The 25973-nt window shown below is 72.2% G+C and carries 19 protein-coding genes; 14 read left to right on the top strand and 5 right to left on the bottom strand.

Annotated elements, in window-relative coordinates; translation table 11 throughout:
- Positions 1–112: 112 nt before the first annotated feature.
- The gene (locus tag AC27L3_RS16840; protein ID WP_487234818.1) at positions 113–1117 is read right to left on the bottom strand and encodes a DUF7847 domain-containing protein; all 1005 of its coding nucleotides are present in this window, start codon (positions 1115–1117) and stop codon (positions 113–115) included.
- A gap of 156 nt (positions 1118–1273) precedes the next feature.
- Between AC27L3_RS16840 and mtnA the strand changes: the two genes are divergently transcribed.
- The 7 genes from mtnA (at position 1274) to AC27L3_RS16805 (ending at position 9823) form a co-directional block, all read left to right on the top strand.
- Complete coding sequence (gene mtnA / locus AC27L3_RS16835) at positions 1274–2413, top strand: S-methyl-5-thioribose-1-phosphate isomerase (RefSeq protein ID WP_487234817.1); 1140 nt, start codon at positions 1274–1276, stop codon at positions 2411–2413.
- Positions 2410–3087: a two-component system response regulator MtrA gene (gene mtrA, locus AC27L3_RS16830; protein ID WP_344438496.1), complete on the top strand. Its 678-nt coding sequence runs from the start codon at positions 2410–2412 to the stop codon at positions 3085–3087. The genes mtnA and mtrA overlap by 4 nt, the downstream gene beginning before the upstream one ends.
- Before the next feature lies 1 nt (position 3088).
- Entirely contained in the window at positions 3089–5158 is a 2070-nt protein-coding gene (gene mtrB, locus AC27L3_RS16825; protein WP_487234816.1) for an MtrAB system histidine kinase MtrB, read from the top strand.
- On the top strand, positions 5155–6999 hold the full coding sequence (locus AC27L3_RS16820; protein WP_487234815.1) for an LpqB family beta-propeller domain-containing protein: 1845 nt from the start codon (positions 5155–5157) through the stop codon (positions 6997–6999). The genes mtrB and AC27L3_RS16820 overlap by 4 nt, the downstream gene beginning before the upstream one ends.
- Before the next feature lie 127 nt (positions 7000–7126).
- The gene (locus AC27L3_RS16815; protein ID WP_487234814.1) at positions 7127–7930 is read left to right on the top strand and encodes a ComF family protein; all 804 of its coding nucleotides are present in this window, start codon (positions 7127–7129) and stop codon (positions 7928–7930) included.
- 279 nt (positions 7931–8209) lie between these two features.
- Positions 8210–8893, top strand: coding sequence for a ribosome hibernation-promoting factor, HPF/YfiA family (gene hpf / locus AC27L3_RS16810; RefSeq protein WP_487234813.1), 684 nt, complete (start codon positions 8210–8212; stop codon positions 8891–8893).
- A 189-nt stretch (positions 8894–9082) separates the two neighbouring features.
- Positions 9083–9823, top strand: a complete 741-nt coding sequence (locus AC27L3_RS16805) for a response regulator (protein ID WP_487234812.1) — start codon at positions 9083–9085, stop codon at positions 9821–9823.
- A 48-nt stretch (positions 9824–9871) separates the two neighbouring features.
- Here the strand turns inward: AC27L3_RS16805 and AC27L3_RS16800 are convergent, their stop codons facing one another.
- Together AC27L3_RS16800 and AC27L3_RS16795 are read right to left on the bottom strand one after the other, a co-directional pair.
- Positions 9872–11104, bottom strand: a complete 1233-nt coding sequence (locus AC27L3_RS16800) for a winged helix-turn-helix domain-containing protein (protein WP_487234811.1) — start codon at positions 11102–11104, stop codon at positions 9872–9874.
- 53 nt (positions 11105–11157) lie between these two features.
- Complete coding sequence (locus AC27L3_RS16795; protein ID WP_487234810.1) at positions 11158–11751, bottom strand: GNAT family N-acetyltransferase; 594 nt, start codon at positions 11749–11751, stop codon at positions 11158–11160.
- Between the two features lie 228 nt (positions 11752–11979).
- On the opposite strand from AC27L3_RS16795, the gene secA reads away from it, so the two are divergent.
- On the top strand, positions 11980–14790 hold the full coding sequence (gene secA, locus AC27L3_RS16790; RefSeq protein WP_487234809.1) for a preprotein translocase subunit SecA: 2811 nt from the start codon (positions 11980–11982) through the stop codon (positions 14788–14790).
- A gap of 53 nt (positions 14791–14843) precedes the next feature.
- Here the strand turns inward: secA and AC27L3_RS16785 are convergent, their stop codons facing one another.
- Positions 14844–15329, bottom strand: coding sequence for an Rv3235 family protein (locus AC27L3_RS16785; RefSeq protein WP_487234808.1), 486 nt, complete (start codon positions 15327–15329; stop codon positions 14844–14846).
- A gap of 261 nt (positions 15330–15590) precedes the next feature.
- Here AC27L3_RS16785 and AC27L3_RS16780 point away from each other — a divergent pair, with 261 nt between their 5' ends.
- From AC27L3_RS16780 to AC27L3_RS16765, 4 genes are all read left to right on the top strand, one after another.
- Positions 15591–16094: a DUF6912 family protein gene (locus AC27L3_RS16780; protein ID WP_487234807.1), complete on the top strand. Its 504-nt coding sequence runs from the start codon at positions 15591–15593 to the stop codon at positions 16092–16094.
- A gap of 45 nt (positions 16095–16139) precedes the next feature.
- On the top strand, positions 16140–16829 hold the full coding sequence (locus AC27L3_RS16775; protein ID WP_487234806.1) for an HAD family hydrolase: 690 nt from the start codon (positions 16140–16142) through the stop codon (positions 16827–16829).
- Positions 16830–17174: 345 nt separating this feature from the next.
- A complete protein-coding gene (locus AC27L3_RS16770; protein ID WP_487234805.1) occupies positions 17175–22160 on the top strand; it encodes an NAD-glutamate dehydrogenase in 4986 nt (1661 codons plus the stop codon).
- Between the two features lie 97 nt (positions 22161–22257).
- Positions 22258–23418: a hypothetical protein gene (locus AC27L3_RS16765; RefSeq protein ID WP_487234804.1), complete on the top strand. Its 1161-nt coding sequence runs from the start codon at positions 22258–22260 to the stop codon at positions 23416–23418.
- On the opposite strand, the gene AC27L3_RS16760 is transcribed toward AC27L3_RS16765, so the two are convergent.
- Positions 23346–23897 (bottom strand): GtrA family protein, encoded by a 552-nt coding sequence (locus AC27L3_RS16760; protein WP_487234803.1) that lies wholly within the window; start codon positions 23895–23897, stop codon positions 23346–23348. The genes AC27L3_RS16765 and AC27L3_RS16760 overlap by 73 nt on opposite strands.
- A gap of 135 nt (positions 23898–24032) precedes the next feature.
- Between AC27L3_RS16760 and manB the strand changes: the two genes are divergently transcribed.
- Together manB and AC27L3_RS16750 are read left to right on the top strand one after the other, a co-directional pair.
- Complete coding sequence (gene manB, locus AC27L3_RS16755; protein WP_487234802.1) at positions 24033–25112, top strand: mannose-1-phosphate guanylyltransferase; 1080 nt, start codon at positions 24033–24035, stop codon at positions 25110–25112.
- Positions 25113–25154: 42 nt separating this feature from the next.
- Positions 25155–25970: a polyprenol monophosphomannose synthase gene (locus AC27L3_RS16750; protein ID WP_365984392.1), complete on the top strand. Its 816-nt coding sequence runs from the start codon at positions 25155–25157 to the stop codon at positions 25968–25970.
- Positions 25971–25973: the final 3 nt, after the last annotated feature.

Here is a 25973-nt window from a genome sequence, read left to right as displayed (position 1 = left end):
CAACGGGGCTTCTCTGCGTTTACGGGCACTCCACCCCCGTCCCCCACTCCCCCCGGCCGTGTCGCTGCGGCGAAGCATGCGCAGCGACACGGCGAAGGTGAGAGGACGTGCGTCAGGCGGTACGCGCCGCAGCCGCCTGGGCCAGCTCGATGTCCAGGGACTCGCGGCGGATGCGCTGGTCCGTGTACAGCAGGGCCGTGACGCCGGCCGAAATCGGCAGCGAAACCGTCGCGCCGATTGCCGCCACCACGCCGCTCGTGATCAGGAAAGGCCACGAGGAAGCGTAAGCATCCGTCATGTGGCCGCCATTCGCAATGAATTGAATGGCCGTCACCGGAATCTGAATGATCATTCCGACCAGGGCGACGATGAGTGCTGCCAGCACCTGTATTCCGAAGATACGCCAGCCGTCGCCTCGAACGAGTTTGACGGCCCGTCGCATTGCCGAGGCCACGCCCTGCTTTTCGAGCATGAGGGCCGGCGCCGCGAGGTTGAATCGCGTCCACACCCAGGCGGACCCCGCCAGCCCCAGCATTCCGCCGAGGAGGGTCAGGGACACCCCGATCGGTGTCTCCCCGCCCGCGGCCAGCAGCAGGCCGGGGGCCACGCCCACCGCGCAGGGCAGGAGGATGAGCAGCGGCACCACGCAGAACAGCCCGGTCAGCCGCAGGAGTTCGGGCCGGGCGCTGCGCCAGGCGTCGGCGGCCGAGGTGGGGCGACCCAGGATGGCGCGGCTGACGACGACCGTCAGCATGGCCGTGGCGACGATCGAGCCGACGAGTCCTATGAGCGAGGTGAGCGCCAGTTCGGGCACCCTCTCCTTGGCCGCGTCCAGGACCTCCCGCAGGGCCGCCTGCGGGTCGCCGGCCTGGCCGGCTTCGGTGGCCTTGCGGAACCAGATGCCCTGGGCGGCCGTGGACACGCCCGTGGTGACGACGGCGACGGCCGCCGAGACCCCGAAGACGGTGCGCCAGTGGCGGCGCATCGTGGCGAAGGCGCCGCCGAGGATCTCGCCCGTGCCGAGGGGGCGCAGCGGGATGACGCCGGGCTGGGGTGCGGGAGGCACCGGAGGGGGCCACGGGGCGGCGTAACGGCCGTTCCCCGGAGAGTCGTACATCTTTGCGTTGCTCCTTCTGCTGCCCGTTGTGCCGTACACCGGCTTTTCGAGCGGTTTGCCGGTGAGCCATCGTGTCAGGAGGACCGGCGAAGCCCGTAAGAGGGAGCCGCAGGAGGAGCCCTTCAATAGTTGGTGTGGCCGGGGCAGACTGGACCAATGGCTGATCAGTACGTGGCATCCGCGTCTGTTGTCGGGTCCGCTCCCGTCGCGCTGCGCTGGGACGAGCCCCCCGAGGGCCCGGTGATCGTCCTCCTGGACCAGCGGCGGCTGCCCGCCGAGGAGGTGGAGCTGGTCTGCACCGACGTGCCCGCACTGATCGACGCGATACGGACCCTCGCGGTCCGTGGCGCACCGCTGCTGGGCGTGGCGGGGGCTTACGGGCTGGCTCTGGCGGCCGTGCGGGGCTTCGACGTGGAGGAGGCCGCGGAGATGCTCTCCGCGGCCCGTCCCACGGCCGTCAACCTCGCCTACGGCGTCGGGCGGGCCCTCGCGGCGTACCGGGCGGCTCTGGCGGACGGGGCGGGGCCGGAGGGGGCCTGGCGGGCCGCGCTGGCGGAGGCTCGTGCGCTGCACGAGGAGGATGCGCAGGCCAGCGCCCGCATGGCGGAGCACGGGCTGGAGCTGTTGAAGGAGCTGCTGCCCGGTGGGGGCTTCCGGCTGCTGACCCATTGCAACACCGGCGCCCTGGTCTCCGGCGGCGAGGGCACCGCGCTGGCCGTGGCGGGTGCGGCGCACCGGATCGGGGAGCTGCGCCGGCTGTGGGTGGACGAGACGCGTCCGCTGTTGCAGGGTGCCCGGCTGACCGCGTACGAGGCGGCGCGGGCGGGCATGCCGTACACCCTGCTGACCGACAACGCGGCGGGCTCGCTGTTCTCGGCGGGCGAGGTGGACGCCGTGGTGATCGGCGCCGACCGGATCGCCGCGGACGGGTCCGTGGCCAACAAGGTGGGCAGCTATCCGCTGGCCGTGCTGGCCCGCTACCACCATGTGCCGTTCCTGGTCGTGGCGCCCACGACGACGGTGGATCTCACGACGGCCGACGGTGGGGCGATCGAGGTGGAGCAGCGGCCGGCTCTGGAGGTGACCGAGTTCCCCGGTGGGATGCCCGGGGAAGTGCCCGGAAGGGCGGTCGCGCCCCTGGGTACGCAGGCGTACAACCCTGCGTTCGATATCACACCGCCGGAGTTGGTGACCGCCATTGTCACGGAAAACGGCATTGTTTCACCCGTGACGAAGACGGGTTTGGCGGAGCTGTGTGCCAGGTCACGATCGGGTAATGGGATGATGTCGATATGAAGGGACGCGTCCTCGTCGTCGACGACGACACCGCACTGGCCGAGATGCTCGGAATCGTGCTTCGTGGTGAGGGTTTCGAGCCGTCGTTCGTATCGGACGGCGACAAAGCGCTGGCCGCTTTCCGGGAGGCCAAACCCGATCTTGTATTGCTCGATCTGATGCTGCCCGGCCGTGACGGCATCGAGGTGTGCCGTCTGATCCGGGCGGAGTCCGGTGTGCCGATCGTGATGCTGACGGCGAAGAGCGACACGGTCGACGTGGTGGTCGGTCTGGAGTCGGGCGCGGACGACTACGTCGTCAAGCCGTTCAAGCCCAAGGAGCTGGTGGCCCGCATCCGGGCGCGGCTGCGCAGGTCCGAGGAGCCGGCACCCGAGCAGCTGACCATCGGGGACCTGGTGATCGACGTCGCCGGTCACTCCGTGAAGCGGGACGGCCAGTCGATCGCCCTGACGCCGCTCGAGTTCGACCTGCTGGTGGCGCTGGCGCGCAAGCCGTGGCAGGTGTTCACCCGCGAGGTGCTGCTCGAGCAGGTCTGGGGCTACCGCCACGCCGCGGACACGCGGCTGGTGAACGTGCACGTCCAGCGGCTGCGCTCGAAGGTCGAGAAGGACCCCGAGCGGCCGGAGATCGTGGTGACCGTCCGTGGTGTGGGGTACAAGGCGGGGCCGAGCTGAGATGTCGGGCAACGGCGCCGCTCCGGAGCGCGATGCGGGGCGGCCCGTCGAGGCTCCGGGCGGCATCTCCTTCTTCCGGCGCCTGTGGCGCGCCGGGAGGATGCTCTCGGACGGCGCCGGGGCCGGCCCGGTGCATCCGCTGCTGCGCCTGTACGTACGCTGGGTGAGGCGGCCGCTGCTGCCCGCGATGCGGCTGTGGCGGCGCAACATCCAGCTGCGGGTCGTGGCGACCACGCTGCTGATGTCGCTGGGCGTCGTGCTGCTGCTGGGCGTGGTGGTCATCGGGCAGGTGCGCAACGGCCTGCTGGAGGCCAAGCGGCATGCCTCGCAGAGCCAGGCCGAGGGCGGTTTCAAGGCGGCGCGCGATGCCGCCGACCCCGGGTCGGACCGGGGTCAGGACACCGCGCAGTCCGGTGGCCGGGGCAATCCCGACTCCGGCGCCTGGCTGACGGGTCTGGTGCAGCAGCTGGCCAGTGGTGGCCAGGGCGTCTACCACGTGGTGGCCCTCAGCGCGGGCGACGGCGACACCTCGTACGTCGGCGGTACGCGCGGCCCGCGGGCCTCGGGGGACATCGATCCGGAGCACAGTGTGCCGGTCGATCTGCGTCGGCAGCTGGACACCCACACGGGGACGTTCGAGAAGCCCGGCACCATCAAGCACAGCGCCTCCGACGAGGGTGAGCCGGCGCTGATCGTCGGCAAGCGGCTCTACGACGTCAACGGCAAGCCGTACCAGCTGTACTACCTCTTCCCCTTCACGCAGGAGGAGAAGTCGCTCAGCCTGGTCAAGGGCACGCTGGCGACGGCCGGCGTGTTCGTGGTGGTGCTGCTGGGCGCCATCGCGTGGCTGGTCGTACGGCAGATCGTCACGCCCGTGCGGATGGCCGCGAGCATCTCCGAGCGGCTGGCGGCCGGCGTCCTGCAGGAGCGCATGAAGGTCACCGGTGAGGACGACATCGCGCGCCTGGGCGAGGCCTTCAACAAGATGGCGCAGAACCTCCAGGTGAAGATCCAGCAGCTGGAGGAGCTGTCGCGGATGCAGCGCCGGTTCGTCTCGGACGTCTCGCACGAGCTGCGCACCCCCCTGACGACGGTCCGGATGGCCGCGGACGTCATCCACGAGGCGCGCGAGGACTTCGATCCGGTGACCGCGCGCTCGGCGGAACTGCTCATCGGGCAGCTGGACCGGTTCGAGTCGCTGCTGGCGGACCTGCTGGAGATCAGCCGGTTCGACGCGGGGGCGGCCGCCCTGGAGGCCGAGCCCATCGACCTGCGCGACGTGGTGAACCGGGTCGTGGACGGGGCGCTGCCGCTGGCCGACCGCAAGGGCAGCCGCATCCTGGTGCGCGGCGCCGAGCAGCCCGTGATCGTCGAGGCGGACGCCCGCCGGCTGGAGCGGGTGCTGCGCAACCTCGTGGTCAACGCCGTCGAGCACGGCGAGGGCAAGGACGTCGTGGTGCGCCTGGCGGCGGCCGGTGGCGCGGTCGCGGTCGCGGTGCGCGACTACGGCGTGGGCCTGAAGCCGGGCGAGGCGACGCGGGTGTTCAACCGCTTCTGGCGCGCCGACCCCGCCCGCGCCCGCACCACCGGCGGCACGGGGCTGGGGCTGTCGATCGCCGTCGAGGACGCGCGGCTGCACGGCGGCTGGCTGCAGGCGTGGGGCGAGCCCGGCGGCGGGTCGCAGTTCCGGCTGACGCTGCCGCGCACCGCCGGCGACAGCCTGCGCGGCTCGCCGATCCCGCTGGAGCCCGAGGACTCCCGGCGCAACCGCGGCGCCGCCGCGAACGGCGCCGCCCAGCAGGTGCAGCCGCCCGCCGGGCCGCCGCCCGGGGCCGTACCGCCCGCGGGCACCGCGCAGAGCAGAAACGTACGGCCACCGGTCGACCCCACCGCACTGCCCGGCAGCGGCGCCCGCGTCGTGGCGCGCCCGGGCGGCACCCTGGCCCCCGACCGGGGCGAGGGCGGCTCCGCCGGCCCGGCCCCGGACGACACGCCCGGCGCGCCCGGCACGCAGGAGCAGGACGGCGACGCGGGGACGCCCGGCGGGCGCGAGGACCGGAGGCGGACGTGAGGACAGCGCAGGACCACGCGGGCCGGCGGCGCGGCCGCCCGGCCGCGCGCCTGGCGGCGCTGGCCGTCGGCGGCGCCCTGATCGCCGGGTGCGCCTCGATGCCGGACGGCGGCGAGGTCAAGGCGGTGGACTCCTCGCAGCGGGCCGAGGCCGACGCGCAGGTGCGCGTCTACGGCGTGCCGCCGCGCAAGAACGAGCAGCCGCAGGAGCTCGTCACCGGTTTCCTGGAGGCGACCACCAGCGACGACCCCGACTACGACACGGCACGGATGTACCTGGCCAAGTCGGTGAAGCGGCAGTGGGACCCCTCGGCCCAGACGACCGTGCTGGACCGCACCCCGCAGGTGCGTGTCGAGCGCACGAGCGGCGACCGGGAGGGCGGCTACCTCGTCACCCTCACCGGGCACCAGATCGCGGTCGTCGACGCCAAGCACGCCTACAAGCCCGACGAGCGCGACTACAAGGCGCAGTTGCACATGGCGCGCGAGGACGGGGAGTGGCGCATCGACGCCCTCGACGCGGGCCTGGTCCTCGGTGTCTCCGACTTCCAGCGGATCTACCGATCCGTCAACAAGTACTACTTCGCGGAGCTCGGTTCCGCCGGCGGGGGCGCGGGCAAGAGCCACGAGGTGCTCGTCGCGGACCCGGTGTACGTGCGCAAGCGCATAGACCCGGTGACCTCGACGGTGAAGGCACTGCTGGACGGGCCGACGTCGTGGCTGGGCCCGGTGGCCGCCTCGGCGTTCCCGACGGGCACGCGCCTGGAGGACCAGCGCGTGAGCCTGGACGACTCCAACGCGCTCAAGGTGCGCCTGAGCGAGCGGGCCGCGGGCGCCAACCAGGACCAGTGCCTGCGCATGGCCGCCCAGCTGCTCTACACGGTGCAGGAGTCGGCCAAGGTCACCGACGTGACCCTGCAGCGCAAGGACGGCTCGCGGCTGTGCGTGCTGGGCCGGGACGAGGCCCGGTGGTACGCCCCGGCGCTGACCTCGGGGCGGCCGGACCGGCAGTACTTCGTCGACGGCCAGCACCACATGGCGAGCCTGTCCGACAGTGACGAGGAGCCGCACCGCGTCGCCGGGCCGCTGGGCGCCGACGCCGGGGTGCAGCTGCGCTCGGTGGCGGTGGATCGCACCGAGCAGCGTGCGGCCGGGGTCGGTGCGAACGGGCAGTCGCTGTACGTCGCCCCGATGCGCAGCGGGGCGCCCCTGGGCGAGCCCCGGCTGACCGTGCGCGGCGGTACGGGCGCCAGGACCGGGCTCACGGCACCGAGCTGGGACGGCCTGGGCGACCTGTGGGTCGCCGACCAGGACCCGGACCACCCGCGGCTGCTGCGGGTGCCCGGCGGCACCGGCACCCCCGAGGAGGTCCCGGTGCCGGGGCTGGACGGGGGCCGCATCACGGGACTGCGCGTGGCCGCGGACGGGGTGCGGATTGCGCTGCTGGTGACCAAGGGCGACCATACGGCCCTGCGGCTGGGCCGGGTCGAGCGGCGCGGCGGGGCCGGGCGGCCGGGCCTGTCGGTGCAGGAGCTGCGGGCGGTGGCGCCCCGGCTGGAGGACGTCAGCGCCGTCTCCTGGGCGGGCGCGAGCCGCCTGCTGGTGGCCGGCAACGAGCCCGGTGGGCTGCAGCAGCTGCAGTACATCGAGACCGACGGCTCGCAGCTGAACGGCTCGGGCCTGCCGGGCATCACGAGCGTGCGCGGCGTGGCCGCCTCGGAGAACCCGGGCAAGGCCCAGGCGCTCGTCGCCGAGGGCGACGGCGGCATCGTGCGGCTGCTGCCGGACACCAACTGGAAGCTGGTGGGCCGCGACGGCTCGGCGCCGGTCTACCCCGGGTAGCGGCCGTTCGCGCTGCGCGGCCCCGCCGGCGCGGGCGTTTGCGCAGATCATCGGTGGTTCGCCGGCCCTCTGCCGGTGGCTTTCCACAGGGGTGGCGGGGCCGGCCGGGCCGCGCGAGAGTGGATCCATGCACGGGTTGTGGCAGGAGATCGCCGGCCTGGTGCTGCCGGCGGAATGCGCGGGGTGCGGTCTGCCGCGGTCCGTGCTGTGCGACGGGTGCCGCGCGCAGCTGTGCGGGCGGCAGCCGGAGCGCGTGTGGCCGCAGCCGCGACCGGCGGGCCTGCCGCCGGTCCACGCGGCCGCGCGGTACGAGGGCGCGGTGCGGTCGGTGCTGCTCGCCCACAAGGAGCGCGGCCGGCTCGGCCTGGCCGAGCCGCTGGGCGCGGCCCTGGCGGGTGCTGCGGCCATGGCCGGTGCCAGGGGCCGGGGCGGTGGCGTACGGGGCCGGGGCGGGCCTTTGCTGCTCGTGCCGGTGCCTTCGGCGCGGCGCGCGGTGGCCGGGCGCGGCCACGACGCCGGGCGGCGGATCGCCCTGGCCGCGGCGCGGGCGCTGCGGGCCGGCGGGCTGCCGGCCCGGGTGGTGCCGGGGCTGCGGCTGCGGCGGGCCGTCGCCGACCAGTCCGGGCTGGACGCGCGGCAGCGCAGGGCGAATGTGACCGGGGCGATGGGGGTAGCGGCGGGGGTGGAGCGTCTGTGGCGCCCCGGACGGCCGGTGGTGCTGGTGGACGACCTGATGACGACCGGCGCCTCGCTGGTGGAGGCGGCACGGGCGGTCGAGGCCGGCGGCGGGCACGTCGTGGGTGCGGCGGTGGTCGCCGCGGTTCCGCGGATGGCCGGATTTCACCGGTCGGAGAGCGGAACGGACCGTGAACGCCCGGCGTTCCTGAGGGAAACGGCGAGAAAACACCTGAATGGAGGTACGTGGCGATAGGGGGTACCGACGCGCTTCCGAGCGAGATATGTTCGGTTGTGAGGAAGGGCAGGACCTATGCCTGGAATCTCCGATTGGCGCGCTTCGTACGCCTTCGCTGAAGCTTGAAGAAGTTCGCTGACGCCCGAAGAGGCGCGACGCCGGTGGGGTGTAGATCTTGTCGACGGGGGAGGAGGAGGTGAAAACCGCCTAGTCGGTGGCTCCGGACCTCCCCGGGGCCTGATGCAAGAGGGATGCGCTCCGCACCTTCGGCGGAGCGATCCGGGAACGGAGTTCTGCGTGGACATCGTCGTCAAGGGCCGCAAGACAGAGGTCCCCGAGCGGTTTCGCAAGCACGTGGCCGAAAAGCTCAAGCTGGACCGCATCCAGCAGCTCGACGGCAAGGTGATCAGCCTCGACGTGGAGGTGTCCAAGGAGCCCAACCCCAGGCAGTCCGACCGCTCCGACCGTGTGGAGATCACCGTGCGTTCGCGAGGACCGGTGATCCGGGCGGAGGCCGCGGCGACCGATCCCTACGTCGCGCTCGACCTTGCCACCAGCAAGCTCGAGGCGCGCCTGCGCAAGCAGCACGACAAGCGCATCACCCGCCGCAACGGCCGGATTCCGGCAGGCGGCGTCGGCGCGCTGGTGACCGGGGCCGCGGAGCTCAACGACAGGGGTGAGCTGACGACGGAGGGTGAGGGCGAGGTGCCCGTCACCCACATGGGACCGCTGGAGATCCGGGGCGAAGGCCCGCTGGTGGTCCGCGAGAAGACCCACTCCGCGCCGCCGATGTCGCTCGACCAGGCGCTGTACGAGATGGAGTTGGTCGGCCACGACTTCTATCTGTTCGTCGACTCCGAGACCAAGATGCCCAGTGTCGTCTACCGGCGGCACGCGTACGACTACGGCGTCATCCACCTGAACAGCGACCCCTTCTACACCGGAGAGCCCGGTGGGGCCGGCGGTGAACTCGGCGGCTGACGCGGCTTCGTGACGATGCCCTGGGAGCACGGCTCCCGGGGCATCGCCCGTGCGAGCACGGCCGGGAAAGCACGGGCGGGCGGCGCGGCATGAAATCATGGTCGCGTCCAACCGCGGGTGCGCCGGAACCGGTGGGAACGGCGCAGACCGCGCAACCGCGAAGGGCCATGGCCTTCAGGGGGAGGAACGATGGCGGACAGGTTCGGACCCGTGGCCGGGTCCGGCGAGGACGACGAGGGCGCCCGCGCCGGCCGCGACGCCGCACGCGAGGAGCCGATCCGGGTCCTTGTCGTCGACGACCATGCGCTCTTCCGCCGCGGACTGGAGATCGTCCTCGCCCAGGAGGAGGACATCCAGGTCGTGGGGGAGGCCGGGGACGGCGCCGAGGCGGTGGACAAGGCCGCCGACCTGCTGCCCGACATCGTGCTGATGGACGTGCGGATGCCCCGGCGCGGAGGCATCGAGGCCTGCACCTCCATCAAGGAGGTGGCCCCCAGCGCGAAGATCATCATGCTGACGATCAGCGACGAGGAGGCCGACCTCTACGACGCCATCAAGGCCGGGGCGACGGGCTACCTCCTCAAGGAGATCTCCACCGACGAGGTGGCCACGGCGATCCGGGCGGTCGCCGACGGCCAGTCCCAGATCAGCCCGTCGATGGCGTCCAAGCTGCTCACCGAGTTCAAGTCGATGATCCAGCGCACGGACGAGCGCCGGCTGGTGCCCGCGCCCCGGCTGACCGACCGGGAGCTGGAGGTGCTCAAGCTCGTCGCCACCGGGATGAACAACCGCGACATCGCCAAGGAGTTGTTCATCAGCGAGAACACCGTCAAGAACCACGTGCGCAACATCCTGGAGAAGCTCCAGCTGCACTCCCGGATGGAGGCGGTGGTCTACGCGATGCGGGAGAAGATCCTGGAGATCCGCTGACGACCGGCAGCCGGGGACCGGCGGCCGACCGGACCCCACCGGCCACCGTCAGCCCTCCAGGGCCGCCACCAGCGCCGCCGCCAGCCGGGCGTCGTCACAGCGCTCGACGCGCACGGCGTCGCAGCCCACCCAGCCGGCCGCCTCCCACAGCGCCCGGGCCATGGGCTCGACCGCCTTGGGGCCCTCCATGGACACCTGCCGGGCCACCAGCGTGCGGCCCTCGCGCGCCGGATCCACCCGGCCCGCCAGAGCGCCGCCCGTCAGCAGCGGCATCGCGAAGTAGCCGTGCACCCGCCGGGCCTTGGGCACGTACGCCTCCAGCCGGTGGGTGAAGCCGAAGATCCGCTCCGTACGCGGCCGGTCCCAGACCAGCGAGTCGAACGGTGAGAGCAGCGTCGTACGGTGCCGCCCGCGCGGCTCCTCGGCCAGCGCGGCGGGGTCCGCCCAGGCCGGCCTGCCCCAGCCCTCGACCTCCACCGGCACCAGGCCCGTGTCCCCGATCACCGCATCCACCTGCTCGGCCTTGAGCCGGTGGTAGTCCGCGAGGTCGGCGCGCGTGGCCACGCCCATCGCCGCACCCGCCTGCGCCACCAGGCGCCGTATGCACGCGGTGTCGTCGAGGTCGTCGTGGAACAGCTCCTGCGGGACCGCCCGTTCGGCCAGGTCGTACACCCGCTTCCAGCCGCGCCGCCGGGTGCACACCACCTCACCGGTGTCCAGCAGCCACTCGACCGCGATCTTGGTCTCGGACCAGTCGTACCACTCCCCGCCGTTCTTGGCGCCGCCCAGCTCCGTGGCCGTCAGCGGCCCCTCGGCCTTCAGCCGCTCGCGCACCGCCGCGCAGGAGCCCTCCGCGTCCTTCATGACGTGCCAGCGGTAGCCGCGCCGGCGGATGGCCCGGCGGCGGAAGGCGAACAGCGGCCACTCCTCGATCGGCAGGATGCACGCCGCGTGCGACCAGTACTCGAAGGCGGCGGCGTCCTCCCCTTCCCCGCTCCAGTACGCCGCCTCCACCGCCTCGCGGCCCACCGCGCCCAGCCGCGCGTACGGCACCAGCTCGTGCGAGCGCGCCAGCACCGAGATCGTGTCCAGCTGCACCGCGCCGAGGCGCCGCAGCACCCCGCGCGTGCCCGCGCGCCGGTCGGGGGCGCCGAGCAGGCCTTGGGCCCGCAGGGCCAGGCGTCGCGCCTGGCCGGCGGAGAGCCGGACCTCGGCCCGGGGGCCGTGCTCGGCGGTGCGTCCGGCGGTCGTACGGGCCTTCGGGTGGGCGGCAGTTGTCATGCCGGACACCCTAGAGGGGACCACTGACAACGCCGGTGGATCCCGCCCTGCCCTCAGCCGTCCCCGGGGAAGGGCAGATAGGGGGTGGCGCTCGGAAGGCCCAGGTCGGAGGGGAGCAGGGAGCCGACCCAGGCGTCCCGACGGGTCCCGCTCGACGGCAGTCGGGAGCGCAGCATCCCCTCCATCCGGAAACCCGCCTTCAGCGCGACGGCGCGCGAGCCCTCGTTCCCGGCCTCGGCGAGCCATTCCAGCCGTTCGACGCCCAGGTCCTCCAAGGCCCAGCGGCACACCTCGCGCGCGGCCTCCACGGTGTAGCCGCGGCCGCGCTGCTCCTTCGCCGTCCAGTAGCCGAGCTCGGCCTCGCGCTCGGGGGCGTTCGGCAGGGACAGCCGGACCAGGCCCATCGCCCCGACCAGGTGGCCGCCGCCTCGGGTGAAGACGCCGAAGGAGTACGCGGTGTCCTCGCGCCAGCCGTCCACGGCGATGCGCTCGACGAACGTGCGCGCGTCCTCCTCCGTGTAAGGGGACGGCACGCGGGTCCAGCGCGGGATCTCCGGATCCTGGCAGGCGGCGTGCACCGCGGGCACGTCGGCGGGGGTGAAGGGCCGCAGCAGCAGGCGAGCGGTGCGCAGGCGTATGGGCTCCATGAACGGAGTCTAGGAGCGCGCCGCGCCCGGCCGCCGCGAATAAAACGGATGCCCGGCACCTTGGGGGACCGCCGTTCGTTCTCACAGCGGGTGACACCCGGCCTGGGTGGTGACGGACCTCCCGGCCCGGCGGGGTCCTCGCTTACGATGGCCGTTGCGGCGGGGACTGCCCCGTCGTGCCCGCGCACCCCACCGTGCCCAGGCCCGACCGGCAAGGAGCCAGCCTACGTGTCCGTCTTCGGCAAGATCATGCGTGCAGGAGAAGGCAAGATCCTGCGCAAGCTGCACCGCATCGCGGACCAGGTCAATTCCATCGAAGAGGACTTCCTGAACCTCTCCGACGCCGAGCTGCGTGCCCTCACCGAGGAGTACAAGCAGCGCTACGCCGACGGCGAGAGCCTGGACGACCTGCTGCCCGAGGCCTTCGCCACCGTCCGTGAGGCGGCCAAGCGCGTCCTCGGCCAGCGGCACTACGACGTGCAGCTCATGGGCGGGGCCGCCCTGCACCTGGGCTACGTGGCGGAGATGAAGACCGGTGAGGGCAAGACCCTCGTCGGCACCCTCCCGGCGTACCTGAACGCCCTGTCCGGCGACGGCGTCCACCTGATCACGGTCAACGACTACCTCGCCGAGCGCGACTCGGAGTTGATGGGCCGGGTGCACCGCTTCCTGGGCCTGACGGTGGGCTGCATCCTCGCCAACATGACCCCGGCCGAGCGTCGCGAACAGTACAACTGCGACATCACCTACGGCACGAACAACGAGTTCGGCTTCGACTACCTGCGCGACAACATGGCGTGGTCGAAGGACGAGCTGGTCCAGCGCGGGCACAACTTCGCCATCGTCGACGAGGTCGACTCCATCCTCGTCGACGAGGCCCGTACGCCGCTGATCATCTCCGGCCCGGCGGACCAGGCCACCAAGTGGTACGGCGACTTCGCCAAGCTGGCCACCCGCCTGACCAAGGGCGAGCCGGCCAACCCGCAGAAGGGCGTCGAGGAGACCGGCGACTACGACGTCGACGAGAAGAAGCGCACCGTCGCCATCCACGAGGCCGGCGTGGCCAAGGTCGAGGACTGGCTGGGCATCGACAACCTCTACGAGTCGGTCAACACCCCCCTCGTCGGCTACCTCAACAACGCCATCAAGGCCAAGGAGCTCTTCAAGCGCGACAAGGACTACGTCGTCATCGACGGCGAGGTCATGATCGTCGACGAGCACACCGGCCGCATCCTCGCCGGCCGCCGCTACAACGAGGGCATGCACCAGGCGATCGAGGCGAAGGAAGGGGTGGACATCAAGGACGAGAACCAGACCCTCGCCACGATCACCCTGCAGAACTTCTTCCGCCTCTACAACAAGCTCTCCGGCATGACCGGTACGGCCATGACCGAGGCCGCCGAGTTCCACCAGATCTACAAGCTCGGCGTCGTGCCCATCCCGACGAACCGCCCGATGGTCCGCAAGGACCAGTCCGACCTGATCTACCGCACCGAGGTCGCCAAGTTCGACGCGGTCGTCGAGGACATCGCCGAGAAGCACGCCCTGGGCCAGCCGATCCTGGTCGGCACCACCTCCGTGGAGAAGTCCGAGTACCTCTCCCAGCAGCTCGCCAAGCGCGGCATCCCGCACGAGGTGCTCAACGCCAAGCACCACGAGCGCGAGGCCCAGATCGTCGCCCAGGCCGGCCGCAAGGGCGCCGTCACCGTCGCCACCAACATGGCCGGCCGCGGTACGGACATCAAGCTCGGCGGCAACCCCGAGGACCTCGCCGAGGCGGAGCTGCGCCAGCGCGGCCTCGACCCCGAGGAGCACATCGAGGAGTGGGCCGCCGCGCTGCCCGCCGCCCTGGAGAAGGCCGAGGCCGCGGTCAAGGCCGAGAACGAAGAGGTCAAGGAGCTCGGCGGCCTGTACGTCCTGGGCACCGAGCGCCACGAGTCCCGCCGCATCGACAACCAGCTGCGCGGCCGTTCCGGCCGTCAGGGCGACCCGGGCGAGTCCCGCTTCTACCTGTCGCTGGGCGACGACCTGATGCGCCTGTTCAAGGCCCAGATGGTCGAGCGCGTGATGGCCATGGCCAACGTCCCCGACGACGTGCCGATCGAGAACAAGATGGTCACCCGTGCCATCGCCTCCGCCCAGTCCCAGGTCGAGCAGCAGAACTTCGAGACCCGCAAGAACGTCCTGAAGTACGACGAGGTGCTCAACCGCCAGCGCGAGGTCATCTACGGCGAGCGCCGCCGCGTCCTGGAGGGCGAGGACCTGCACGAGCAGGTCCAGCACTTCATGGACGACACGATCGACGCCTACGTCCAGGCCGAGACCGTCGAGGGCTTCGCCGAGGAGTGGGACCTGGAGCGCCTGTGGGGCGCCTTCAAGCAGCTCTACCCCTGCCGGGTGACCATCGAGGAGCTGGAGGAGGCGGCCGGCGACCGCGCCGGGATCACCGCCGAGTTCATCGCCGAGTCCATCAAGGACGACATCCGCGAGCAGTACGCCGCCCGCGAGGAGCAGCTCGGCTCCGAGATCATGCGTGAGCTCGAGCGCCGCGTCGTGCTGTCCGTCCTGGACCGCAAGTGGCGCGAGCACCTCTACGAGATGGACTACCTCCAGGAGGGCATCGGCCTGCGGGCCATGGCCCAGAAGGACCCGCTGGTGGAGTACCAGCGCGAGGGCTTCGACATGTTCACCGCCATGATGGACGGGATCAAGGAGGAGTCGGTCGGCTACCTGTTCAACCTGGAGGTCCAGGTCGACCAGCAGCTGGAGGAGGTCCCCGTCGAGGAGGCCGCCGGACCGTCCCTGCAGAAGGTCCAGGACACCGTGCCGGCCGCCCGCCCGGAGATCCGCGCCAAGGGCCTGGACGCCCCGCAGCGGCCCGACCGGCTGCACTTCTCCGCTCCCACGGTCGACGGCGAGGGCGGCCTCGACGAGCGCGACGAGGAGATGCTGGAGTACCGCTCCGAGGCGGACGGCCTCACGCGCGCCGAGCGCCGCAAGGCCCAGCGCAGCGGCGGCGGCCGCCGCCGCAAGAAGTAGCGGCAGGCTCCCCGGCGGGGCGGGACACCAGGAGGTGTCCCGCCCCGCCGGCGTTATCCGGCACGCACGCCGCCCAGCTCCACCGCGGCGCACCGCCAGCGCTCGTCGGGGCACCGCTCCAGCCGGAAGGCCAGCGCCTGCAGCCGGTCGCCCGTGGCGATGCGGGCGAACGCCTCGATGACGCCCGGCCGCGGCTGGAACTCGTCGCAGTGGCGGACGTAGGGAGCCGCCCGGTCCGGCGGGACGGGCCGCAAGGGTGCGGCGGGGGCCAGCTCCACCAGCTGGTCGTACGCCCGGGGCAGGGCGTGGCCGAGCATCCAGTGCACCGGCCGCTGCCCGCTGAGGGTGAGCAGCAGCCGCTCGGCGAACCAGTGGCGCGGGTGCCGCGCGGCCGGCTGCCGGTACCGGGCGGCAAGACCCGCGCCGGGGCGCCGGGAGTCCGTGCGGCGGATCTGCGGGCGCGGTGGCCGGCCTGCCGCCGGCTGGTTCGGCTGACTCCGGTGCACGCGAATCTCCCCCGTGATGGCCGGGCCCGGCATGGGATACCGGGCGGTAGCGTCGGTCGACGGATCTTCTACCGGCGGTTTTTCCCGGGTGGGCAAGGTGGTGCCCGCGCCCGGCCGCGCCCGGTGGGGGTTCACCTATCCGGGCGAGCGGCGGCCCCGCGGACGGGTCGCGGGCCGCCCGGCCCGCGAGGCGGCGCCTTCGCCCACAGGCCCACCGGCAGCTCGAAGGGGGACTCCCGCCCGTATGCTGGCAGCACTATCCGTAAGTCCTCCGGAATCACGAAAGCGGCGGTCATGCGCGTCTACGTCCCCCTGACCCTCCCCTCCCTCGCGAAGGCGCACGAGGTGGGTCACCTGGGCCCGGCCCCGCTCACCGCCTACGCCGTCACCCCCGCCCTGCGCGAGTGGTACGTCTCGGAGGACATGGAGGAGCTGGAGTACGCCGCGCTGGGCCGCGCGTGCCTGGCCTCGCTGCGGCAGCTGGCCGCCGACCCCGCGGCACCCCGCCGCCGCGTCGTCGTCGCGGTCGACGTGGCCGACGCGGTCGTGACGGCCGTCGCCGACCGGGGCCCGGAGCAGCCGGCCCCGGGCGAGGTGCGGCTGGCGGAGACGATCCCGCTGCGCAAGGCGGCCTCCGTGCACGTCGACTCGTCCGACGCCGAGCAGGACGTGGCCGCCGCGGCCGCCGCCCTGGAGGCGGCCGACAAGGGCGACGAGGACGCGCAGTTCACGGTCGACGGCGCCGAGGACCACGACCTGATGTGGTTCGGCGTGCAGGAGATCCCCAACCTGGTCTGAGCCCGACGGGCGCGTTGTCGCACCCCCCGGGTACGGTCTGGGGGCATGGGGATGCACAGCACAGGGCAACGGGCGGCCGAAGCGGCTCCGCACATCGTGTGGGACTGGAACGGGACGCTCTTCCACGACATCGACGCGGTCATATCGGCCAGCAACGCGGCGTTCGCCGAGGTCGGCCTGGCACCGATCACCCTGGAGCGCTACCGCGAGCTGTACTGCGTGCCCATCCCCCGCTTCTACGAGCGGCTGATGGGGCGGCTGCCCTCCCAGGCCGAGTGGGACCACATGGACGGTGTCTTCCACCGCCACTACCGCGACCACCACATACGCTGCGGCCTGACCGACGGCGCCGAAGCCCTGCTGGCCGCGTGGCAGGCGGCCGGCCGCACCCAGTCGATCATGTCGATGTACCAGCACGACGACCTGGTGCCGCTGGTGCGCGGCTTCGGCATCGAGCGCCGCTTCGTCCGGGTGGAGGGCCGCACCGGTCCCTCCGGCGGCAGCAAGGCGGAGCACATGGAGCGCCACCTTGCCGGACTGGACGGTGTGGGGGCCCGGCGCACGGTGGTCATCGGCGACGCCGTCGACGACGCGGTGGCCGCGGCCCGCGTGGGTGCGCGCGCCGTGCTCTACACGGGTGGTTCGCACAGCCGCGAGAGCCTGGCGGCCGCCGGGGTGCCGGTGGTCGACAGCCTGGAGCAGGCCGTCGCCGAGGCGGAACGGCTCGTGGGCTGAGGCGCGCTGTCCACAGCGTCAAAGTTCGGTGGCGGGATTTGTACGAAAGCAGCTCGTGACGTCAGCCAGGGAAAGAGCGATAGCCTTACCAGGTGATCAGCGCGATATCCGGCAGGGGCGACGGCGCCTCTGACCTGCCCCCGGGCCGCCACCGCGCCCGGGTCGCCGCCGATCGTCGGAACCGGTCGTTCCAGGTGTGCCCCGGCACGCCCGCCGAGTTTTCGCGGAACGCTCCGGTCACCCCTCATCCCGGCATACCGTCGGATACGACAGGACATCCCGAGTCGCGACGTGATGCCATCACCACCTATGTCTCGCAACGGCGCGCGACAGGAGCCAGAGGACATGCAGACCAAGCTGGACGAAGCAAAAGCCGAGCTGCTCGAGCGGGCAGTACGCGTCGCCGAAGGGGGCCCGGCGCAGGGCGCGCAGGCGGCCGGTCCCCAGGGTGACGGCGGCGGCCTCGACCGGGGCGCCCTGACCGCCTACCTCCAGCGTTACTACCTGCACACCGCTCCGGAAGACCTCACCGGCCGCGACCCGGTCGACGTCTACGGCGCGGCGCTGTCGCACTACCGACTGGCCGAGGAGCGCCCCCAGGGCACGGCCAACGTCCGCGTCCACACCCCGACCGTGGAGGAGAACGGCTGGACCTCCAGCCACTCCGTCGTCGAGGTCGTCACCGACGACATGCCCTTCCTGGTCGACTCCGTCACCAACGAGCTCTCCCGCCAGAACCGCGGCATCCATGTGGTGATCCACCCGCAGGTCGTCGTCCGCCGTGACGTCACTGGCCGGCTGCTGGAGGTCCTCGGCTCCGCCTGCGACGCGCACGGCACCGGCCGCGACGCCGAGCTGGCGCACGACGCGCTCGTCGAGTCCTGGATCCACGTCGAGATCGACCGCGAGACCGACCGCGAGGACCTCAAGCAGATCGCCGACGACCTGCGCCGGGTGCTCTCCGACGTGCGCGAGGCCGTCGAGGACTGGTCGAAGATGCGCGACGCGGCCCTGCGCATCGCCGACGGCCTGGCCGACGAGCCCACCGCCGACGTCTCGGCCACCGAGCTCGACGAGGCCCGCGAGCTGCTGCGCTGGCTCTCCGCGGACCACTTCACCTTCCTCGGCTACCGCGAGTACGACCTCACCAGCGTGCGCACGGACGACGGGGAGGAGGACGTCCTGACCGCCGTGCCCGGCACCGGCCTGGGCATCCTGCGCTCCGACCCCACGCACACCGCCGGCGGCCACCACGAGGGCCACCACGCGCCGCTGTCGCGCCCGTCCTCCGCGTCCTTCAGCCGGCTGCCCGCCGACGCCCGCGCCAAGGCCCGCGAGCACAAGCTGCTGGTCCTGACCAAGGCCAACAGCCGCGCCACGGTGCACCGCCCCTCCTACCTCGACTACGTCGGGGTCAAGAAGTTCGACGCCGACGGCAACGTGACCGGCGAGCGCCGCTTCCTGGGCCTGTTCTCCTCCGCCGCGTACACCGAGTCCGTGCGCCGCGTGCCGGTCATCCGCCGCAAGGTCGCCCAGGTCCTGGACGACGCCGGCTTCAGCCCCGACAGCCACGACGGGCGCGACCTGCTGCAGATCCTGGAGACCTACCCGCGCGACGAGCTCTTCCAGATCCCGGCCGACGAGCTGCGCGCCATCGCCACCAGCGTGCTCTACCTGCAGGAGCGCCGCCGTCTGCGGCTGTACCTGCGCCGTGACGAGTACGGCCGCTACTTCTCCGCGCTGGTCTACCTGCCGCGCGACCGCTACACCACCGGGGTGCGGCTGCGCCTGATCGACATCCTCAAGGAGGAGCTCGGCGGCGACAGCGTCGACTTCACCGCCTGGAACACCGAGTCGGTCCTCTCCCGTCTGCACTTCGTCGTCCGCGTCGAGCCCGGCTCGGTCCTGCCCGATCTCAGCGACGCCGACGTCGAGCGCATCGAGGCCCGCCTGGTGGAGGCCGCCCGCTCCTGGGCCGACGGCTTCGCCGAGACGCTCACCGCCGAGGTGGGCGAGGAGCGCGCCGCCGAGCTGCTGCGCCGCTACGGCCAGGCGTTCTCCGAGGGCTACAAGGCCGACCACAGCCCCCGCAGCGCCGTCTCCGACCTCGGTCACCTGGAGCGGCTCGCGGCGAGCGAGCACAACTTCGAGCTGAGCCTGTACGAGCCGGTCGGCGCCGCCCCCGGCGAGCGCCGCTTCAAGATCTACCGCCAGGGCGAGCCGGTCTCGCTGTCGGCCGTCCTGCCGGTGCTGCAGCGGCTCGGCGTCGAGGTCGTCGACGAGCGTCCGTACGAGCTGCGCTGCGCGGACCGCACGACCGCCTGGATCTACGACTTCGGTCTGCGCGTGCCCGAGCGCGTCGAGGGCGACGACGCCCGCACCCGCTTCCAGGAGGCCTTCGCGGCCGTGTGGACGGGCGAGGCCGAGAACGACAACTTCAACATGCTGGTGCTCAAGGCCGGCCTCGACTGGCGCCAGGCCATGGTGCTGCGGGCCTACGCCAAGTACTTGCGGCAGGCCGGCTCCACCTTCAGCCAGGCCTACATGGAGGACACCCTCAGCAACAACGTCCACACCACCCGCCTGCTGGTCAACCTGTTCGAGGCCCGGATGTCGCCCGCGCTGCAGCGCGCCGGCAACGAGCTGATCGACGGCCTGCTGGAGGAGCTGGACGGCGCCCTGGACCAGGTCGCGAGCCTGGACGAGGACCGCATCCTGCGGTCCTTCCTGACGGTCATCAAGGCCACCCTGCGCACCAACCACTTCCAGCGCGACGAGCAGGGCAGGCCCCGCCCGTACCTGTCGATCAAGCTGGACCCGCAGGCCATCCCCGACCTGCCCGCGCCCCGCCCGGCCTTCGAGATCTGGGTCTACTCCCCGCGCGTGGAGGGCGTGCACCTGCGCTTCGGCAAGGTCGCCCGCGGCGGTCTGCGTTGGTCCGACCGGCGCGAGGACTTCCGCACCGAGATCCTCGGCCTGGTCAAGGCGCAGATGGTCAAGAACACCGTCATCGTGCCGGTGGGCGCCAAGGGCGGCTTCGTCGGCAAGCGGCTGCCGGACCCGGCGGTGGACCGCGACGCGTGGCTGGCCGAGGGCATCGCCTCGTACAAGACCTTCATCTCCGGTCTGCTCGACATCACCGACAACATGGTCGCCGGCGAGGTCGTGCCGCCCAAGGACGTCGTGCGCCACGACGAGGACGACACCTACCTCGTCGTCGCGGCCGACAAGGGCACCGCCACCTTCTCCGACATCGCCAACGAGGTCGCCCAGTCCTACGGCTTCTGGCTGGGCGACGCCTTCGCCTCCGGCGGCTCGGCCGGCTACGACCACAAGGGCATGGGCATCACCGCCCGCGGCGCCTGGGAGTCGGTCAAGCGCCACTTCCGCGAGCTGGGCCACAACACCCAGACGCAGGACTTCACCGTCGTCGGCGTCGGCGACATGTCCGGCGACGTCTTCGGCAACGGCATGCTGCTCTCCGAGCACATCCGCCTGGTGGCCGCCTTCGACCACCGCCACATCTTCCTCGACCCCAACCCGGACGCGGCCGTCTCCTACGCCGAGCGCCGCCGGCTGTTCGAGCTGCCGCGCTCCTCCTGGGCCGACTACGACACCTCGCTGCTCTCCGCGGGCGGTGGCATCCACCCCCGGTCGGCCAAGTCGATCCCGGTCAACGCGCACGTGCGCGAGGCCCTCGGCATCGCGCCGGGCATCACCAAGATGACCCCCGCGGAGCTGATGAAGGCCATCCTCAGCTCCCCCGTGGACCTGCTGTGGAACGGCGGCATCGGCACGTACGTCAAGGCGTCCACCGAGTCGCACGCGGACGTCGGCGACAAGGCCAACGACGCCATCCGCGTCGACGGCAAGGACCTGCGGGTCAAGGTCGTCGGCGAGGGCGGCAACCTGGGCCTGACCCAGCTCGGCCGCATCGAGTTCGCGAGCAACGGCGGCCGGGTCAACACCGACGCCATCGACAACAGCGCCGGCGTGGACACCTCCGACCACGAGGTGAACATCAAGATCCTGCTCAACGGCCTGGTCACCGAGGGCGACATGACCGTCAAGCAGCGCAACAAGCTGCTGGCGGAGATGACCGACGAGGTCGGCGAGCTGGTGCTGCGCAACAACTACGCGCAGAACGTGGCCCTGGCCAACGCCGTGGCCCAGGCCCCCAGCCTGCTCCACGCCCACCAGCGGATCATGCGCCGCCTGACCCGCGAGGGCCACCTCGACCGCGCGCTGGAGTTCCTGCCCAGCGACCGGCAGATCCGCGAGCGGCTGTCGGCCGGCCGCGGGCTCACCCAGCCGGAGCTGGCCGTCCTCCTCGCCTACATCAAGATCACGGCGGCGGAGGAGCTGCTCGCCACCGAGCTGCCCGACGACGCGTACCTGCAGCGCCTGCTGTACGCGTACTTCCCCACGGCTCTGCGCGAGAACTTCGGCGAGCAGATCGACAGCCACGCCCTGAGCCGTGAGATCGTCACCACCGTCCTGGTGAACGACACCGTCAACTCCGGTGGCTCGACCTTCCTGCACCGCCTGCGGGAGGAGACCGGCGCCTCGCTGGAGGAGATCGTCCGGGCGCAGACCGCGGCCCGCGAGATCTTCGGCCTGAACGCCGTCTGGGACGCCGTCGAGTCGCTGGACAACATGGTCGCCGCCGACGTCCAGACCCGCATCCGGCTGCACTCGCGCCGGCTGGTCGAGCGCGGCACCCGCTGGCTGCTCAACAACCGCCCGCAGCCGCTGCAGCTGGCCGAGACCATCGACTTCTTCCGCGACGGCGTGGACGCGGTCTGGGCCGAGCTGCCCAAGCTGCTGCGCGGCGCGGACATCGAGTGGTGGCAGTCGATCCACGACGAGCTGGTGGCCGCCGAGGTGCCGGACGAGCTGGCCGTGAAGGTCGCCGGGTTCTCCTCGGTCTTCCCGGCGCTGGACATCGTCGCCACCGCCGAGCGCGTCGGCAAGGAGCCCCTCGACGTCGCCGAGGTCTACTACGACCTGGCCGACCGTCTGCACATCACCCAGCTGATGGACCGGATCATCGAGCTGCCGCGCACCGACCGCTGGCAGTCCATGGCCCGCGCCTCCATCCGCGAGGACCTCTACGCGGCCCACGCGGCGCTCACCGCCGAGGTCCTCTCCGTCGGCAACGGTGCCTCCACCCCGGAGCAGCGCTTCCGCGAGTGGGAGGAGAACAACGCGGCGATCCTCGGCCGGGCGCGCACCACGCTCGACGAGATCCGCGGCTCGGACGCCTTCGACCTCGCCAACCTGTCGGTGGCGATGCGGACGATGCGGACGCTGCTGCGCTCGCACGGCTGATCCGCGCCGTCGTGCCCGCATGAAAGGGGCGGCCCCGGGGAAAACCCCCGGGGCCGCCCCTTTCGCACGGCACGGTTCGCACGGCAAAGAGAGACGGATGACAGTCGTTTCGCGGCTCGCGCCGCCCCGGCCGGCCCACCGGGAGGCGGTCCTCGCGGCGGCCCTCCTGCTGTCCGTCGCCGTCCTCGGCTTCACCGTCCTGCTGGTGATCAACCACCGTCTCGGGCACGACGTGCGCTGGCTGCTGTACCGCTGGGACAGCGGCAACTACCTGCACGTCGCCGAGCGCGGCTACCCGCGCTCCCTGCCGTACCGCCCGGACGGCACCCCCGACTACAACCGGCTCGCCTTCTTCCCCCTCGTCCCAGCCCTCATCCGTGCCCTGCACCTGGCCACCGGCCTGCCCTACATGTACGCCGGGGTGCTGCTGTCGTGGGGCGCCGCCGCCGTCGCGGCCGTCGGCGTGCACCGGCTGGTGCGCGCGGTGGGCGGCAGCGCCGGCGCCGGGTACGCGTGCGTGGCGCTGTGGGCCTGCTGCCCGTACGCCTTCGCGCTGTGGGTGCCGTACTCCGAGGCCCTCTTCAGTGCGCTGCTGGTGTGGTCGCTGGTGTTCCTGGTGCGCGGCAGCTGGGTGGCCGCGGGGGCCCTGTGCGCCCTGGCGGGCACCGTGCGCCCCACGGCGAGCGTCCTGGTCGCGGGCGTGATGCTGGCCGCCGGGTGGGCCGCGGTGCGCCGCCGCGACGGCCGGGGCCCCTGGGTCGCCCTGGCGCTCGCCCCGCTGGGGCTGCTGGTCAGCTGGCTGTTCCTGGGCAGCCGGGTGGGCCGGTGGGACGGCTGGTTCGAGGCGGAGCGGGCCTGGGGGCAGTCGTTCGACTTCGGCGTGGGCACGGCCGCGGTGCTGCGCCACATCCTGCTCTACCGGGACCTCCACCTGGCGGACGACGTACGCCGTGCGGCGGTGCTGGCCGTGGTGCTGCTGACGGCCGTCGGGGTGCTGGCCCTCGCGCTGGACCGGCGGGTGCCCTGGCCGCTGGTCGTGGTGGTCGCCGGGGCCTGGGTGCTGATGGTGGGCACGCCCGGTTCCCCCTTCTCCAAGCCGCGTTTCATGCTGCCGTTCCTGCCGGTTCTGCTGCTGTTGGCGGCCCGGCCGCTCGCCCGTGTTCCGCTGGGGGTGCGGGTGTGTCTCTACGGTGGAGGTGCGGTGGTCTCGGGTTGGTACGCGGCCGGGTTGCTCGTGCTGTTCGACGGCTCGCCGTGACGCGAGGGCGCGAGGTGGCCGGGCAGCGCCCGGAAGACCCAGGCGCGGTAGGACCAGAAGCGGAAGAGGGTGGCCGTGGCGATGCCCAGGAACTTGAAGAGGTTCCCCAACAGCGGTCCGCGCCAGCCGAAGCCGTAGGTCGCCACGTACAGGACGCCGTTCTCGATCACCAGTCCGACGATGCTGAAGGCCGCGAAGAGCGCGACCTCCCTGCTGCGGTGCCGCCGGTCCCGGCGGTCGCGGTAGGCGAAGTACCGCAGCCCCAGATAGTTGAAGGTGATCGCGACCATGGTCGCGATCACGCTGCAGCGCACCACGGGCAGGCCGGTGGCGCCCCGGCAGAGGTTGAAGACGCCCAGGTTGACGAAGATCCCCAACCCGCCCACCGTGCCGAACTTCGCGAACTCCCTGCCCAGCGCCAGCAGGCCGGCCCCGCCGGCCGTGCGCTTCCCCCTCGATTGCGTCGGTCGCAAGGGCATCTCCGGTCGCAAGGGCATCTCCAGATGCGGTCGCCACGCGTAGCGGACATCTCACGTAGACAACCGATTGTAGTGTAAATTGCCGCAAAAACTGACGCAGTGCGACGGTGCGACCACAATGGGCGAGGATCTGGCATGACAGAGGCGGTACTGCTCGTCGGAGGAAAGGGCACGCGGCTGCGGCCGCTGACCATCAACACGCCGAAACCCATGGTCCCGGCCGCCGGGGTGCCCTTCCTCGCCCACCAGCTGGCCCGCGCCCGGGCCGCCGGCGTCGAACACGTCGTCCTCGCCACCTCCTACCTCGCCGAGGTCTTCGAGCCCTACTTCGGCGACGGATCCGCGCACGGCCTGCGGCTGACATACGTCCATGAGGAGGAACCGCTGGGCACCGGAGGCGCCATCCGGCACGCCGCCCGGGCGCTCACCGCGGGACCCGGCGACCCCGTCCTCGTCTTCAACGGCGACATCCTCACCGGCCTCGACATCAGGGCCCTGCTGGAGCGCCACGAACGGGCCCAGGCCCACATCACCCTGCACCTGACCCGCGTCGCCGACCCGCGGGCGTTCGGCCTCGTGCCCACCGACGCCGACGGCCGTGTCCTCGCCTTCACCGAGAAGCCCAGCCGCCCCGAGGAGATCGTCACCGACCAGATCAACGCCGGCGGCTACGTCTTCCGGCGCGAGGTCATCGACGGCATCCCCGCCGACCGCCCCGTCTCCGTCGAGCGGGAGACCTTCCCGCAGCTCCTGGCCGAGCGGGCGGTGCTGCACGGCGTGGTCGACTCCTCGTACTGGCTCGACCTCGGCCGCCCCGCCTCCTTCGTGCAGGCCTCGGCCGACCTGGTGCGCGGCATCGTCCACTCGCCGGCCGTGCCGGGCGAGCCCGGCGAGTTCCTCGTCCTGCCCGGCGCGCACGTCGACGCCGGAGCCCGCCTGTCCGGCGGTACGGTCGTCGGCGCCGGGGCGCACGTCGCCGCGGGCGCCGAGATCGCCGGCTCCGTCGTCCTGGACGGCGCCCGCATCGAGGCCGACGCGCGGGTGCACGCCTCGATGGTGGGCACCGGCGCCCGGGTCGGCCCCAGGACCGTGCTCGACGGGGCCCTCATCGGCGACCACTCCCAGATCGGCGCCGACAACGAACTGCGCGACGGCGCACGCATCTGGTGCGGCACCGCCATCCCCGACGCGGCCATCCGCTTCTCCGCCGTCTGAGCCGGCCCCTCGCACCCCGTGCCATCGACCGAGGAACTTGCCATGAGCGCTCCCCGTACCTCCGCCGCCGCACCGCTCCCCGCCGAGTGGGGCCGCACGCCGCTGACCGTCGTCATGCCCACGTACAACGAGGCGCAGAACCTGCCCACCATGGCCGAGGCCCTCATGGCCCTGCCCCTGGAGGGCCTGCGGCTGCTGGTGGTCGACGACAACAGCCCCGACGGCACCGGCACCATCGCCGACCAGCTGGCCGACAAGTACAACGAGCCCGGGCGCACCCGCATGGGCGTACTGCACCGCACCGCCAAGGACGGCCTCGGCCGCGCCTATGCGGCCGGCATGACCCGGGCGGTCGAGGAGGGCGCGGCCTACGTCCTGCAGATGGACGCCGACGGCAGCCACCCCACCGACAAGATCGCCGAAATGCTCGGCGTCGCCCTGGCCACCGGCGCGGACGTCGTCGTCGGCAGCCGCTACGTGCCCGGCGGCACCCTCTCCGACGCCTGGAAGCCCCACCGCAAGCTGCTCTCCCGCTGGGCCAACGCCTACGCCAGCGGCATCCTGGGCACCCGCGTGCGCGACATCACCAGCGGCTTCAACCTCTGGAGCGCGCCCGCGCTGCGCGCCGTCCGGCTCGACACCGTCGACAGCGCCGGCTACAGCTTCCAGGTCGAGACCAAATACCGCGCGCTGCGGGCCGGCTTCACCGTCATGGAGGTGCCGATCCACTTCGAGGACCGCACGGCCGGGGTCTCGAAGATGGATCTCGCCGTCCAGCTGGAGTCGGTGGCGATGCCCTGGCGGCTGCGCTCCAGAGCGCTCGGGCACGGCGCGCCCGGCGGCAGGCGCGCCCGCTGAGGG

The organism is Streptomyces sp. PKA51, assembly GCF_057552455.1.
The sequence above is the reverse complement of the archived record's forward strand: the minus strand, read 5'-3'. Positions and strand labels throughout refer to the sequence as shown.